Annotated in this window: 11 protein-coding genes; 7 read left to right on the top strand and 4 right to left on the bottom strand. The window is 54.1% G+C overall.

What is annotated here, in order from left to right; genetic code table 11:
- Positions 1–10: 10 nt before the first annotated feature.
- From accB to acuI, 4 genes are all read right to left on the bottom strand, one after another.
- Positions 11–481, bottom strand: a complete 471-nt coding sequence (accB, locus tag NA986_RS23370; protein WP_000354626.1) for an acetyl-CoA carboxylase biotin carboxyl carrier protein — start codon at positions 479–481, stop codon at positions 11–13.
- Positions 482–873: 392 nt separating this feature from the next.
- Complete coding sequence (gene msrQ, locus NA986_RS23365) at positions 874–1,473, bottom strand: protein-methionine-sulfoxide reductase heme-binding subunit MsrQ (protein ID WP_001240053.1); 600 nt, start codon at positions 1,471–1,473, stop codon at positions 874–876.
- Positions 1,474–2,478 carry a protein-methionine-sulfoxide reductase catalytic subunit MsrP gene (gene msrP, locus NA986_RS23360; RefSeq protein ID WP_023216416.1) on the bottom strand — a complete coding sequence of 335 codons (1,005 nt, stop codon included), beginning with the start codon at positions 2,476–2,478 and terminating at the stop codon, positions 1,474–1,476.
- 112 nt (positions 2,479–2,590) lie between these two features.
- Positions 2,591–3,565, bottom strand: coding sequence for an acrylyl-CoA reductase (NADPH) (acuI, locus tag NA986_RS23355; protein WP_001148246.1), 975 nt, complete (start codon positions 3,563–3,565; stop codon positions 2,591–2,593).
- Between the two features lie 203 nt (positions 3,566–3,768).
- On the opposite strand from acuI, the gene csrD reads away from it, so the two are divergent.
- The 7 genes from csrD to yhdP all read left to right on the top strand — a co-directional run bounded on the left by csrD (position 3,769) and on the right by yhdP (position 14,636).
- Positions 3,769–5,709, top strand: a complete 1,941-nt coding sequence (gene csrD, locus NA986_RS23350; RefSeq protein WP_001241381.1) for an RNase E specificity factor CsrD — start codon at positions 3,769–3,771, stop codon at positions 5,707–5,709.
- Between the two features lie 307 nt (positions 5,710–6,016).
- Positions 6,017–7,060: a rod shape-determining protein MreB gene (gene mreB, locus NA986_RS23345; protein ID WP_000913396.1), complete on the top strand. Its 1,044-nt coding sequence runs from the start codon at positions 6,017–6,019 to the stop codon at positions 7,058–7,060.
- A gap of 64 nt (positions 7,061–7,124) precedes the next feature.
- On the top strand, positions 7,125–8,177 hold the full coding sequence (gene mreC, locus NA986_RS23340) for a rod shape-determining protein MreC (protein ID WP_000802538.1): 1,053 nt from the start codon (positions 7,125–7,127) through the stop codon (positions 8,175–8,177).
- 2 nt (positions 8,178–8,179) lie between these two features.
- Positions 8,180–8,668 carry a rod shape-determining protein MreD gene (mreD, locus tag NA986_RS23335; protein WP_000179403.1) on the top strand — a complete coding sequence of 163 codons (489 nt, stop codon included), beginning with the start codon at positions 8,180–8,182 and terminating at the stop codon, positions 8,666–8,668.
- An 8-nt stretch (positions 8,669–8,676) separates the two neighbouring features.
- On the top strand, positions 8,677–9,270 hold the full coding sequence (locus tag NA986_RS23330) for a Maf family protein (protein ID WP_000210305.1): 594 nt from the start codon (positions 8,677–8,679) through the stop codon (positions 9,268–9,270).
- On the top strand, positions 9,260–10,729 hold the full coding sequence (rng, locus tag NA986_RS23325) for a ribonuclease G (protein ID WP_000123188.1): 1,470 nt from the start codon (positions 9,260–9,262) through the stop codon (positions 10,727–10,729). Before NA986_RS23330 ends, rng begins: the two co-directional genes overlap by 11 nt.
- Before the next feature lie 106 nt (positions 10,730–10,835).
- Positions 10,836–14,636, top strand: a complete 3,801-nt coding sequence (gene yhdP / locus NA986_RS23320) for an AsmA2 domain-containing protein YhdP (RefSeq protein ID WP_001253502.1) — start codon at positions 10,836–10,838, stop codon at positions 14,634–14,636.
- Positions 14,637–14,779 lie beyond the last annotated feature (143 nt).

Here is a 14,779-nt window from a genome sequence, read left to right as displayed (position 1 = left end):
GTTCGCCTCGTTACTCGATGACGACCAGTGGCTCGTCAAATTCTACCGGTTGACCACTTTCGACCAGAATCGCTTTCACAGTACCTGCTTTGTCAGCTTCGATCTGGTTCATCATTTTCATGGCTTCAACGATGCACAGGGTATCGCCCACGTTCACTTTCTGGCCCACTTCGATGAACGCTTTCGCGTCCGGGCTTGGGGTGCGGTAGAAAGTACCAACCATTGGGGAGCGTACGATGTGACCACTGATTTCCGCTGCGGCAGGCGCTTCCATTGCTGGAGTAGCCGCTGGCGCGACAGCGTTAGACAGAGCGGGTTGCTGCATCATCGGCGCCGCATAAGCCTGCTGCATCACCGGAAAACCGGCGTTTGCCGTTGTGCGGCTGATGCGAACAGATTCTTCGCCTTCAGAAATTTCCAGTTCGGAGATACCTGATTCTTCAACCAGCTCGATCAGTTTTTTAATCTTACGAATATCCATGAGTGGGTTCCGTACTCTTTGTTTAGTGTGATTGTGACAGGCGTTTTAGCGCCGTCTGTAAAGCATGTGAATGACTGCCGCGGGTAAAATACCGCGCATCTTTGATTTGCCTGTTATGCCGTAGCACCCGAAGGTGAAATTCATGATTTGCCAGTCATTGTGTGGCTATCTTCTGCCATTTTCGGGCAAAAAACAAAATATACCTTCATTGCTCGATTGTCACCCTTTCTGCGAACGAAAATCGCCGTTGGGCAATGTAAAGTCGCACATTATAACTATTTCGTCGCAATTGGCAGCTAAATACTGGTCTTATCAGGGAAGATAATCAACCCGAAACATAAAAAGGACATTACCTGTTTTGCGTTTTGCAATCGACCGCACAGTTCACCAAACTAGCGCCACCACTGGCGAAACTTCCGGTAACGCAACGCTAAAAGGGCTAACGCTAATGCCGCGTAGATGACCGGTTGCGGTGATAAAATCTTTACCGACCACAGGTAATGTATGGGAGCCAGGATCGCGACAAGATAGACGACGTTATGCAGTGTTTGCCAGCGTTTGCCCAATTTACGCTGCGCAAATTGCGTTGAGGTCAACGTCAGCGCCAATAACACCAGCCAGCTAATGATCCCAAGCGTCAAATAAGGGCGTGAAATCAACTCGCTTCCTAACAACGCCAGGTTATGTATCCCCAGTTCCAGTAAGGCATAGCTGGTTAAATGCAGCGTAGCCCAAACGAAACACCATAATCCTAACAGGCGGCGTGTGCGTATCAATAATGGCTGTTTAGCGTAGCGCGCCAGCGGTGAAACCAGCAAGGTGGCGAGCAAAAATTTGAGCGCGGTTCTGCCGGTAAAGTGTTGGATATCCTTTACCGGGTCTGCGCTGAGTCCACCGTGATTTATCGCCCAAAAGAGCCACAGAAGCGGCAAAAAACCGGCAAGATGCAGACAAACTTTTAGCCAGGTTATCTGTTTTGCTGTCAGACGCACTTAAAAATTCTCCCGCAAATTGAGACCGCGATACAGCGAAGCGACTTCATTGGCGTAGCCGTTAAACAGCAGCGTCGGCTGCCTTTGCACATCGAGGATACCGCCTGAACCAATAAAGCGTTCGGTAGCCTGAGACCAGCGTGGATGATCCACATGCGGGTTCACATTGGCATAAAAACCATATTCGTTGGGAGCCGACAAATTCCAGGTGGTTGGCGGACGTTCGCGGGTGAGTTTAATGCTGACAATAGATTTAATACCTTTAAAACCATACTTCCATGGAACGATGAGTCGAATAGGCGCGCCGTTTTGCGGGGGTAACGCCTTACCATAGACGCCAACGGTCATCAGAGTCAGCGGATGCATGGCTTCGTCCAGACGTAGCCCTTCGACATAAGGGTATTTCAGTCCGCCGCCAATAAAGCGATCTTTCTGTCCCGGTATATCATCCGGCGCGTATAGCGTTTCGAATGCCACATATTTAGCGTGGCTGGTGGGCTGTGCCTGCGCGAGTAGCTTATATAAAGGGAAACCAATCCACGGCACGACCATGGACCACGCTTCGACGCAGCGCATTCGATAGATACGCTCTTCTAATGGGAAACGATGTGTTAAATCGTCGTAATCCAGCGTAAATGGCTTCGCGACTTCCCCGCTGATTTTCAACGTCCACGGTTCGGTTTTCAGACTTCCGGCATTGGCCGCCGGGTCGGCTTTATCAAGGCCAAACTCATAGAAATTGTTGTAGCCCGTCACCTTATCTTCCGGCGTTAACGCTAAATCGCTTCGCCAGGCGGCAGGCTGACTAAACTCAAGCGGTTTACCGGCAGGCGCTTTCGGACGATCGTTGCCTTTAAACCAACTGAAGAGATCGGCCTGCGCCGTTGAGGGTAAGGATAAGGCGGCCGCGCTGATGCCTAATGCTTTTAGCACCTGTCGGCGCTGCATAAAAAAAGCCGATTCCGCAGTCACATCGGCTTCTGTTAATGGACGTATCTTTTTCATCACAGACTCCCGGTCTACCCACCACAACATGGCGTGTAGTGAATATGACAGGGAGTGTGTCAATGTGTAAAAATAAATAGTTAATTAAGTGTAAATTTTTTTATACGTGACGTTATTTTATCTTCACCAGCGTACGGCCCTGAACCTGATTATTGATGATGGCATCGGCGAACTTCGGCGCATCCGCCAGCGTAATCTCTGTGGCGGCCTGAGCATAGAACGATTCCGGCAGATCCTTAACCAAACGCGCCCAGGCTTCTGCGCGACGTGCCGGTGGGGTCATCACCGAGTCCACCCCTTGCAAACGCACATTACGCAGAATGAATGGCATAACGGTGGTCGGCAGCGCGAAGCCGCCCGCCAGGCCGCAGGCGGCCACGCAACCGCCATAGTTCATCTGTGCCAGGACTTTCGCCAGCACTTTATCGCCAACGGTATCAATTGCACCGGCCCACAGCTGTTTTTCCAACGGGCGAGATTCAGCAAACTCATCGCGGCTGAGAATACGGTTAGCTCCCAGGCTCTTAAGATAGCCGTGGGTGCTTTCACGTCCTGATACTGCTGCAACCTGATAGCCCAGCTTATGCAGTAATGCAACGGCAGTGCTGCCCACGCCGCCGCTGGCGCCGGTGACGACAACCTCACCGTCTTGCGGGCGAATACCTGCATCTTCAAGCGCCATGACGCACAGCATGGCGGTAAAACCGGCGGTGCCGATGATCATGGCGTTACGGCTGCTCAGTCCCGCAGGCAGCGCGACCAGCCAGTCGCCTTTAACGCGTGCGCGTTCGGCCAGGCCGCCCCAGTGGTTTTCGCCCACGCCCCAGCCAGTCAGTAGTACTTCCTGGCCTGCATGAAAGCGAGGATCTTCGCTTGCGTGAACGGTGCCGGCGAAATCAATACCAGGAATCATCGGAAAATGACGGATAATTTTCCCTTTTCCGGTGATAGCCAGAGCATCTTTATAATTCAGGCTGGACCAGTGGACATCCACCGTCACATCACCTGCCGGCAGTTGACTCTCTTCGAGATGTTGCACGGATGCGAGGGTTTTACCGTCCTGCTGTTCTAAGATCAACGCCTGCATAACCTGTCCTCACTTTACATGGTAGATTGGAAAAATAGCTACGAAGACTATACTCGCTAATTAAAACGTGATGCCGATGCAACGCAATAAATTGCCAGATAGATCCATTTTGGTAGTATGCCTGCTTCATTGCGCGCCGTGGCGAATTCCGCCTTCAGATTCGCTTTTTCATACTGTTTATAACCGTCGGAGTTAACTCAAGGATGCGATTAACGACGAAATTCTCAGCTTTTATCACGCTGCTCACGGGGTTAACGATCTTCGTGACTCTGATAGGTTGCTCGCTAAGCTTTTATAACGCCGTACAGTATAAGTATGTCAGCCGTGTGCAGGCGACGGCGACAGCCATTGATACGCACCTGGTGACCCATGATATTGTCTCGCTGACGCCGCAAATCGACGAACTCATGATCGCTTCCGATATTGTGCGTGTCGATCTGTTGCAGGGGGAGCGCAGCGTCTACAGCCATTCTCGCGCCAGAGGTTATCGGCCAGCCGGCACCAGCGACATGTATCGCGAGCTGGTCGTACCGCTGATAAAACATCCAGGAATGTCGCTACGTCTGGTTTATCAGGACCCGATGGGTAACTATTTTCACTCACTGATCACCACGGCGCCGCTGACGCTGGCGATCGGTTTTATCGTTCTGATTTTGTTTTTATCGGTGCGCTGGCTGCAGCGGCAGCTTTCCGGGCAAGAGCTTCTGGAAATTCGCTCAACGCGTATTCTGAACGGCGAACGCGGGGCGAATGTCCGCGGTTCTGTTTACGAATGGCCAGCGCGCACCAGTAGCGCGCTTGATGTATTGCTTTCCGAAATTCAGTTTGCTCACGAACAGCGTAGCCGCCTGGACACCCTCATTCGCTCCTACGCCGCGCAGGACACCAAAACCGGACTCGGTAACCGTCTGTTCTTTGATAACCAACTGGCGACGCTGCTGGAAGATCAGGAAAAAGTGGGAGTGCATGGCGTGGTGATGATGATCCGCTTGCCAGACTTCAATCTTCTGCGCGACAGCCTGGGAGGCAATCAGGCGGAAGAGCAGATGTTTATGCTTATCAATCTGCTATCGACATTTATTATGCGTTACCCAGGCTCGCTGCTGGCGCGTTATCACCGCAGCGACTTTGCCGTGCTGCTACCGCATCGAACGCTGAAAGAAGCGGAAAGTATTGCCGGACAACTTTTAAAAGCTGTCGATGCGCTACCGGCTAACAAAATGCTCGATCGTGACGATATGGTACATATCGGCATTTGCGCCTGGCGCAGCGGACAGTCCACCGAGCAGGTGATGGAACATGCTGAAGCCGCGGCGCGGAATGCCGCCCTGCAGGGGGGAAATAGCTGGGCTATTTACGACGACACTCTGCCGGAAAAAGGGCGCGGCAATGTGCGCTGGCGCACATTGATTGAGCAGATGCTGAACCGGGGCGGACCGCGACTTTATCAAAAACCAGCGGTCACGCGAGAAGGTCGCGTACATCATCGGGAATTGATGTGTCGCATCTATGACGGTAAAGAAGAGGTGAGCTCGGCGGAGTATATGCCGATGGTGTTGCAATTTGGTTTATCGGAAGAGTATGACAGATTACAAATTAGCCGCCTGATTACGTTGCTGGGCTACTGGCCGGATGAAAATCTGGCAATGCAGTTGACGGTTGAGTCGCTGATTCGTCCGCGTTTTCAGCGCTGGTTGCGCGATACGTTAATGCAGTGTGAAAAATCACAGCGAAATCGCATAATTATTGAACTTGCGGAGGCAGATGTTTGTCAACACATCAGCCGGTTACAACCCATCCTTCGCTTAGTCAATGCGCTTGGCGTTCGGGTGGCGGTGACACAGGCGGGTTTGACGCTGGTTAGCACGAGCTGGATTAAAGCGCTCAATGTGGAATTACTCAAGCTGCATCCGAGTCTGGTCAGAAACATTGAGAAGCGAACGGAAAACCAGCTTCTGGTTCAAAGTCTGGTAGAGGCCTGCGCGGGTACGCCTACGCAGGTTTACGCGACGGGCGTCCGTTCGCGCGGCGAGTGGCAGACGCTGACAAAACGCGGCGTGGCTGGCGGGCAGGGTGATTTTTTTGCCTCCTCCCAACTACTTGACACAAACGTGAAAAAATATTCGCAAAGATACTCGGTTTAACCTGCCGTTTAATTTGTTTTCACGTAGAATAACGCGCGCTGCGCCTCATGGGGGTGTGCTTGTCTGCTCGCCAGATTGTTGCAGCAAATATGCAGGTGAATGACCTTTGACAGGTTGCAAACGAAGGCGAGGATTGCTGCTGATTTTTTCAGCCCTGAGGGACTCAGGCCGAGATTTGTAACAAAGGAAACGAACTGCACTAATTTTCACCGTAGCAGATGATTTTTGCGCCTTGTCGCTGCTGCGTGTGGTTGGTAAAGTAAGCGGATTTTGTTTTCCGCCCCAGCTTTCAGGATTATCCCTTAGTATGTTGAAAAAATTTCGTGGCATGTTTTCCAATGACCTGTCCATTGACCTGGGTACCGCGAATACCCTCATTTATGTAAAAGGACAAGGCATCGTATTGAATGAGCCTTCCGTTGTGGCCATTCGTCAGGATCGTGCCGGTTCGCCGAAAAGCGTGGCTGCAGTCGGTCATGATGCGAAGCAGATGCTGGGCCGTACGCCGGGCAATATCGCTGCGATCCGTCCGATGAAAGACGGCGTTATCGCTGACTTCTTTGTGACCGAAAAAATGCTCCAGCACTTTATTAAACAAGTGCACAGCAACAGCTTTATGCGCCCAAGCCCGCGCGTACTGGTATGCGTGCCGGTCGGCGCGACGCAGGTAGAACGCCGCGCGATTCGTGAATCCGCTCAGGGCGCAGGCGCCCGTGAAGTCTTTTTGATCGAAGAGCCGATGGCGGCCGCGATCGGCGCAGGTCTGCCAGTTTCTGAAGCAACCGGTTCAATGGTTGTGGATATCGGTGGTGGTACCACTGAAGTTGCCGTGATCTCCCTGAACGGCGTGGTTTACTCTTCTTCTGTCCGTATTGGTGGTGACCGCTTCGACGAAGCCATCATTAATTACGTTCGTCGTAACTACGGTTCTCTGATTGGTGAAGCCACCGCAGAACGTATTAAACACGAAATCGGTTCCGCTTATCCGGGCGACGAAGTCCGCGAGATCGAAGTGCGTGGCCGTAACCTGGCGGAAGGCGTTCCACGCGGCTTTACCCTGAACTCAAACGAGATTCTGGAAGCGTTGCAGGAACCGTTGACCGGTATCGTCAGCGCGGTAATGGTGGCGCTGGAACAGTGTCCGCCGGAGCTGGCGTCAGACATCTCCGAGCGCGGTATGGTGCTCACCGGCGGCGGCGCGCTGCTGCGTAACCTTGACCGTCTGTTAATGGAAGAGACGGGCATTCCTGTCGTGGTTGCTGAAGATCCGCTGACCTGTGTGGCGCGCGGCGGCGGCAAGGCGCTGGAAATGATCGATATGCACGGCGGCGACCTGTTCAGCGAAGAGTAGTTGGATACGGGCAGGATTATCCCTGGATTATCCTGCCTCTCCGACGCGAGAATACGCATAGCCTATGAAGCCAATTTTTAGCCGTGGCCCGTCGCTACAGATTCGCCTTATTCTGGCGGTGCTGGTGGCGCTCGGCGTTATCATTGCCGACAGCCGCCTGGGGACGTTCAGTCAAATCCGAACGTACATGGACACTGCCGTCAGTCCTTTCTATTTTATTTCAAACGGCCCTCGTGAACTGCTCGACAGCGTGTCGCAAACGCTGGCTTCTCGCGACCAGCTTGAGCTGGAAAACCGGGCGCTGCGCCAGGAATTACTGCTAAAAAACAGCGACCTGCTGATGCTGGGGCAGTACAAACAGGAGAACGCGCGGTTGCGCGAGCTGCTGGGGTCGCCGCTGCGTCAGGACGAGCAGAAAATGGTGACGCAGGTTATTTCAACGGTTAACGATCCTTACAGCGATCAGGTCGTTATCGATAAAGGCAGCGTTAATGGCGTATATGAAGGTCAACCGGTCATTAGCGACAAAGGCGTCGTAGGGCAGGTTGTCGCCGTGGCGAAACTGACCAGCCGCGTACTGCTGATTTGCGATGCGACTCATGCGCTGCCGATTCAGGTACTGCGCAATGACATCCGCGTGATTGCCGCCGGTAACGGCTGCACTGACGATCTTCAGCTTGAACATCTGCCCGCCAATACCGATATTCGCGTCGGCGATGTGCTGGTAACGTCCGGACTTGGTGGGCGTTTCCCGGAAGGGTATCCGGTGGCGGTGGTCTCTTCCGTCAAGCTGGACACTCAGCGCGCCTATACCGTCATTCAGGCACGTCCAACCGCGGGTTTGCAGCGTTTACGCTATCTGCTGCTGTTGTGGGGAGCCGATCGTAACGGCGCCAATCCGATGACGCCGGAAGAGGTTCACCGCGTCGCCAATGAGCGCCTGATGCAGATGATGCCGCAGGTGTTGCCTTCTCCGGATGCGATGGGGCCGCCGGCGCCAGTGCCGGACCCGGCGACGGGGATTACTCAGCCATCTGCGGGCCAGACTGCGCCGGTATCAACGCAACCATCGCCTTCGGGCGCGACCACGCCGCCTGCGCGTGCGCCGGGAGGGTAATGGTGGCGAGCTATCGTAGCCAGGGGCGCTGGGTTATCTGGCTCTCGTTTCTTATTGCGCTGTTGCTGCAAATCATGCCCTGGCCGGACGACATCATTGTTTTCCGGCCAAACTGGGTTTTGCTCATCTTACTGTACTGGATTCTGGCCCTGCCGCACCGCGTAAATGTGGGGACGGGATTTGTGATGGGTGCCATACTTGATCTCATCAGCGGTTCCACACTTGGCGTGCGCGCTCTGTCGATGAGTATTGTCGCCTATCTGGTCGCTCTGAAATTCCAGCTCTTCCGTAACCTGGCGCTCTGGCAGCAGGCGCTGGTGGTAATGTTGCTTTCACTGGCCGTGGACATTATTGTTTTCTGGGCCGAGTTTTTAGTGATCAACGTCTCTTTCAGACCGGAAGTGTTCTGGAGTAGTGTAGTCAATGGCGTGCTGTGGCCCTGGCTCTTTTTGCTGATGCGTAAAGTACGCCAGCAGTTTGCTGTGCAATAAAGGTCGATATGACAACTCTGTATCTTGCTTCCGGTTCCCCGCGTCGCCAGGAATTATTGACTCAACTTGGATTTTCATTCGAGCAGGTCGTGCCTGGTATTGAAGAGCAACGGCGTGCTCAGGAAAGCGCGCAGCAGTATGTTGTTCGGCTGGCGCGCGAAAAGGCGCAGGCTGGCGTGGCGCTGGTTCCCCGTGATCTGCCGGTATTGGGCGCGGATACGATAGTCGTGTTAAACGGCGAGGTGCTGGAAAAGCCGCGCGACGCCGCTCATGCCGCAGAAATGCTGCGTTTGCTTTCCGGAAATACGCATCAGGTGATGACTGCTGTTGCGCTTGCGGACTCGCAGCAGACGCTGGATTGTCTGGTGGTAACGGAGGTGACTTTCCGCACGCTTTCTGCGCAGGATATTACTGGCTATGTCGCCAGCGGCGAGCCTTTAGATAAAGCAGGTGCATACGGTATTCAGGGGCAGGGTGGCTGTTTTGTCAGGAAGATAAATGGCAGCTATCACGCCGTGGTCGGCTTACCGCTGGTTGAAACGTATGAGTTGTTGAGTCATTTTAACGCACTGCGTGATAAAAGGGATAAACATGACGGCTGAATTGTTGGTAAACGTAACGCCATCGGAAACGCGCGTGGCGTACATTGATGGCGGTATTCTTCAGGAAATCCATATTGAGCGCGAAGCGCGACGCGGAATCGTAGGCAATATCTACAAAGGTCGTGTAAGTCGTGTACTTCCAGGTATGCAGGCGGCTTTTGTAGATATTGGGCTGGATAAAGCCGCATTTCTTCACGCTTCCGATATTATGCCGCATACCGAATGCGTGGCGGGCGACGAGCAAAAACAGTTTACGGTGCGCGATATCTCCGAACTGGTGCGTCAGGGACAGGATCTGATGGTGCAGGTAGTGAAAGATCCGCTCGGCACGAAAGGCGCGCGTTTGACCACGGACATCACGTTGCCCTCCCGTTACCTTGTTTTTATGCCCGGCGCGTCACACGTTGGCGTTTCCCAGCGCATCGAAAGCGAAAGTGAACGCGAGCGCCTGAAAAAGGTGGTGGCGGAATACTGCGACGAACAGGGCGGGTTTATTATTCGTACCGCAGCGGAAGGCGTGTGTGAAGAGGATCTCGCGTCTGACGCCGCCTATCTCAAGCGCGTCTGGACGAAAGTCATGGAGCGCAAAAAGCGTCCGCAAACGCGCTACCAGATGTATGGCGAACTGGCGCTGGCGCAGCGCGTGCTGCGCGATTTCGCCGATGCGCAGTTGGACCGAATTCGCGTCGACTCACGTCTGACCTATGAGTCGCTGCTGGAGTTTACCGCAGAATACATCCCGGAAATGACCAGTAAGCTGGAGCATTACAGTGGCCATCAGCCGATCTTCGATCTTTATGACGTGGAAAATGAGATCCAGCGCGCGCTGGAGCGTAAGGTTGAACTCAAGTCTGGCGGTTATCTGATTATCGACCAAACCGAAGCGATGACGACGGTAGATATCAATACCGGCGCGTTTGTCGGACACCGTAATCTCGACGACACCATTTTTAATACCAATATTGAAGCGACTCAGGCCATTGCCCGCCAGCTACGCCTGCGTAATCTGGGCGGCATTATCATTATCGATTTTATCGACATGAATAATGAAGATCATCGCCGCCGGGTGCTGCATTCGCTGGAACAGGCGTTAAGTAAGGATCGCGTGAAAACCAGTATTAACGGTTTTTCGCCGCTGGGACTGGTGGAAATGACCCGTAAACGGACTCGTGAAAGCGTGGAACATGTGCTTTGTAACGAGTGTCCAACTTGTCATGGCCGCGGGACGGTAAAAACGGTGGAAACCGTCTGCTATGAGATCATGCGTGAAATTGTACGTGTTCATCACGCTTATGACTCCGATCGCTTCCTGGTTTATGCTTCTCCTGCGGTGGCGGAAGCGCTGAAAGGCGAAGAATCACACGCGCTGGCGGAAGTCGAAATCTTTGTCGGCAAACAGGTTAAAGTTCAGGTCGAACCGCTTTATAACCAGGAGCAGTTTGACGTCGTAATGATGTAAAAGACCGCGACCCGTACGAGCATTTGCAGGCCGGATAAGGCGTTCACGCCGCCGTCCGGCAAAGCAAGGTTGTGAGTCGTATTTTTTGGCAGACAAGGAGAGACGCGTGAGGCGATTGCCGGGGATTTTATTGCTCACTGGAGCCGCGCTCATCGTCATTGCAGCGCTGCTGGTTAGCGGGCTGCGCCTGGCGTTGCCTCATCTTGACGCCTGGCGTCCAGCTATCCTGAATAAGATTGAGTCTGTGACCGGCGTGCCGGTGGCCGCCAGCCAACTCTCCGCAAGCTGGCAAAATTTTGGCCCTACGCTGGAAGCGCATAATATTCATGCCGCCCTGAAAGATGGCGGCGAACTGTCGATAAAACGCGTTACGCTGGCGCTGGACGTCTGGCAAAGCCTGTTGCATATGCGCTGGCAGTTTCGCGACCTGACCTTCTGGCAACTCAATTTCCGCACCAACACGCCTCTTCAAAGCAGCGACGGCGAAGGCATCGAAACCAGCCGTTTAAGCGATCTTTTCCTGCGGCAGTTCGATCATTTCGATCTGCGCGATAGCCAAATCAGTTTTCTGACGCTTTCCGGACAACGCGCGGAGCTGGCGATCCCACAGCTTACCTGGCTAAACGGCAAAGAGCGGCACCGCGCCGAAGGCGAGGTCAGCCTCTCCAGCCTGACCGGGCAGCACGGCGTGATGCAGGTGCGGATGGATTTACGCGATGACGACGGTTTGCTGAATAACGGCAGAGTCTGGTTACAGGCCGACGATATTGACGTCAAGCCGTGGCTGGGCAAATGGATGCAGGATAATGTGGCGCTCCAGACGGCGCGTTTCAGTCTGGAAGGCTGGATGACGCTCAGTAAAGGTGAAATCGCCGGAGGAGACGTCTGGCTGAAACAGGGCGGCGCAAGCTGGCTGGGCGATAACACGACGCACACGCTGTCTGTCGATAACCTGACGGCGCAGATTAGCCGCGAGCAGCCGGGCTGGCAGTTTTATATTCCGGACACACGGATTACGCTTGATGGTAAACCCTGGCCGAGCGGAGCCTTAACCGTGGCCTGGCTCCCGCAGCAGGACGTCGGCGGTGAGAATCACACACGTAGCGATGAGCTACGCATTCGCGCCAGTAATCTTGAACTGGCGGGGCTGGAAGCATTACGTCCGCTGGCGGCTAAACTGTCGCCTGTGCTGGGCGAAATATGGCAGGCTACGCAGCCGAGCGGAAAGATCGCCACACTGGCGCTGGATATTCCGCTACAGGCCACCGAAAAAACGCGTTTTCAGGCATCGTGGGAAAATCTTGCCTGGAAACAGTGGAAGCTGTTGCCCGGCGCGGAACATTTTTCCGGTACGCTGGCGGGAAGCGTAGAAGACGGGCAGATGAAGGTTGCGATGCAGCAGGCTAAGATGCCCTATGAAACCGTTTTTCGCGCGCCGCTGGAAATTGAAAACGGCGTCGCGACGCTTAGCTGGTTGAAGAATGAGAACGGCTTTCAGCTTGATGGCCGCGACATTGACGTCAAAGCAAAGGCGGTACATGCGCGCGGCGGGTTCCGCTATCTGCAACCGACGGGCGACGAACCGTGGCTGGGCATTCTGGCCGGAATCAGTACCGACGATGGATCTCAGGCGTGGCGCTATTTTCCGGAAAACCTGATGGGCAAAGCGCTGGTCGATTACCTTAGCGGCGCGATTCAGGGCGGCGAGGCGGATAACGCCACGTTGGTTTACGGTGGTAACCCGCACCTCTTTCCCTATAAGCATAACGAAGGTCAGTTTGAAGTGCTGGTGCCGCTACGCAATGCGACGTTTGCTTTTCAACCCGACTGGCCGGCGCTAAAAAATCTCAACATTGAACTGGATTTCCTGAACGACGGTCTGTGGATGCGTTCGGATAGCGTCGATTTGGGCGGGGTGAAGGCCAGCAAACTCGCAGCGGCGATTCCGGATTATTCCAAAGAGAAACTGCTCATTGATGCCGATATTAACGGGCCGGGAAAAGCCGTTGGGCCTTATTTTGACGAGACGCCGCTAAAAGACTCGCTTGGCTCGACGCTGGCGGAGCTCCAGTTAGATGGCGATGTGAATGCTCGCTTACATCTTGATATTCCGCTGGATGGCGAACAGGTTACCGCCGAGGGCGATGTCTCGTTGCGTAATAACAGTCTGTTTATTAAGCCGCTAAACAGCACGCTCAAAAATCTGAACGGTAAATTCAGCTTTGTGAATGGCGCGCTAAAAAGCGGGCCGCTGACGGCAAACTGGTTTAATCAGCCGCTGAACCTGGATTTCAGTACGACGGAAGGGGCAAAAGCCTATCAGGTCGCCGTCAACCTGAACGGTAACTGGCAGCCAACGCGTATGGGCGTCTTACCGCCGCAACTGAATGACGCCCTGAGCGGCAGCGTGACGTGGAATGGTAAAGTCGGCATCGATCTTCCATATCACGCTGACACCACTTATCACATCGAGCTGAACGGCGATCTGAGAAATGTGAGCAGTCACTTACCTTCTCCGCTAAATAAACCCGCAGGCGAAGCCATTCCGGTGAACATTCAGGCTGACGGCAACCTGAAAAGTTTTGCGCTAACGGGGAGCGCAGGGAGTAAAAATCACTTTAACAGCCGCTGGTTATTAAATCAGAAGCTGACGTTGGATCGGGCTATCTGGACGACGGACAGCCGGACGATTCCGCCATTACCTGCTCAACAAGGCGTTGAGCTCAATCTGCCGGCGCTGGATGGCGCGCAGTGGCTGGCGTTATTCCAGAAAGGCGCGGCGGATAACGTGAGCAGTTCGGCCGAGTTTCCTCAACGCGTCACGTTGCGTACTCCCGCGCTATCGCTGGGTGGCCAGCAGTGGAACAATTTGAGCGTTGTTTCAGCCCCCTCGCTGAACGGAACAAAAATTGAAGCGCAGGGCCGTGAGGTGAACGCCACGCTGCTCATGCGCAACCATGCGCCGTGGCTGGCGAACATTAAGTACCTGTACTACAACCCTGGCGTCGCAAAAACGCACGCCTCGTCACCAACGCCGACATCGCCGTTGGCTTCGGCGAACACGATTAGCTTCCGCGGCTGGCCGGACTTACAGCTTCGCTGCGAAGAGTGCTGGCTGTGGGGGCAAAAATATGGGCGTATTGATGGCGATTTCGCCATCAAAGGCAATACGCTGACTCTGGCGAATGGCCTGATCGATACCGGATTCGCCCGTTTGAAAGCGAACGGCGAGTGGGTGAATGCGCCGGGTAATGAACGAACCTCGCTGAAAGGTAGTCTGCATGGTAGTAACCTCGACACGGCTGCCGGGTTCTTCGGCATCTCAACGCCAATCCAGAACGCGTCTTTTAACGTAGATTACGATCTGCACTGGCGAAACCCGCCCTGGCAACCTGAGGAAGCCACGCTCAACGGGATTTTACGTACGCGTCTGGGTAAAGGCGAGTTTACTGATCTCAGTAGCGGTCATGCCGGACAGTTACTGCGGCTGCTCAGTTTTGATGCGTTGCTGCGTAAGCTGCGGTTTGACTTCAGAGATACCTTTAGCGAGGGTTTCTATTTCGACTCTATTCATAGTACCGCGTGGATTAAAGATGGCGTCCTGCATACTGACGATACGCTGGTGGATGGGCTGGAAGCGGATATTGCAATGAAAGGTTCTGTTGATCTGGTGCGTCGTCGTCTTGATATGGAGGCCGTTGTCGCGCCGGAAATTTCCGCCACCGTGGGCGTCGCCGCCGCGTTTGCCGTTAACCCGATTGTCGGCGCGGCGGTATTTGCCGCCAGTAAAGTGTTGGGGCCGCTATGGAGCAAGGTCTCCATTCTGCGTTATCGCATTACCGGTCCGGTCGATGCGCCGCAGATCAACGAAGTTCTGCGCCAACCGATAAAAGAAAGCCAGCAATGATTTGACGGGGGCGAGGAATTGCCCCACTCTCAGTAAATAGTCATGCCGGACGGCGCTGCGTTTATCCGGTTTGTACAATCTAACAACGTAGTCCGGATAAGGCGTGAACCGCCATCCGGCAGAAATCAACGAGTAGCAAAAAC

Source organism: Salmonella sp. NW177 (assembly GCF_051811585.1).
In the GTDB taxonomy this organism is placed as follows: Bacteria; Pseudomonadota; Gammaproteobacteria; order Enterobacterales; family Enterobacteriaceae; genus Salmonella; species Salmonella enterica.
The sequence above is the reverse complement of the archived record's forward strand: the minus strand, read 5'-3'. Positions and strand labels throughout refer to the sequence as shown.

Excerpts from the sequence above, each read along its gene's own strand:
- accB (WP_000354626.1), bottom strand. The coding sequence starts at position 481 with ATGGATATTCGTAAGATTAAAAAACTGATCGAGCTGGTTGAAGAATCA.
- msrP (WP_023216416.1), bottom strand. The coding sequence starts at position 2,478 with ATGAAAAAGATACGTCCATTAACAGAAGCCGATGTGACTGCGGAATCG.
- acuI (WP_001148246.1), bottom strand. The coding sequence starts at position 3,565 with ATGCAGGCGTTGATCTTAGAACAGCAGGACGGTAAAACCCTCGCATCC.
- csrD (WP_001241381.1), top strand. The coding sequence starts at position 3,769 with ATGCGATTAACGACGAAATTCTCAGCTTTTATCACGCTGCTCACGGGG.
- mreB (WP_000913396.1), top strand. The coding sequence starts at position 6,017 with ATGTTGAAAAAATTTCGTGGCATGTTTTCCAATGACCTGTCCATTGAC.
- mreC (WP_000802538.1), top strand. The coding sequence starts at position 7,125 with ATGAAGCCAATTTTTAGCCGTGGCCCGTCGCTACAGATTCGCCTTATT.
- NA986_RS23330 (WP_000210305.1), top strand. The coding sequence starts at position 8,677 with ATGACAACTCTGTATCTTGCTTCCGGTTCCCCGCGTCGCCAGGAATTA.
- rng (WP_000123188.1), top strand. The coding sequence starts at position 9,260 with ATGACGGCTGAATTGTTGGTAAACGTAACGCCATCGGAAACGCGCGTG.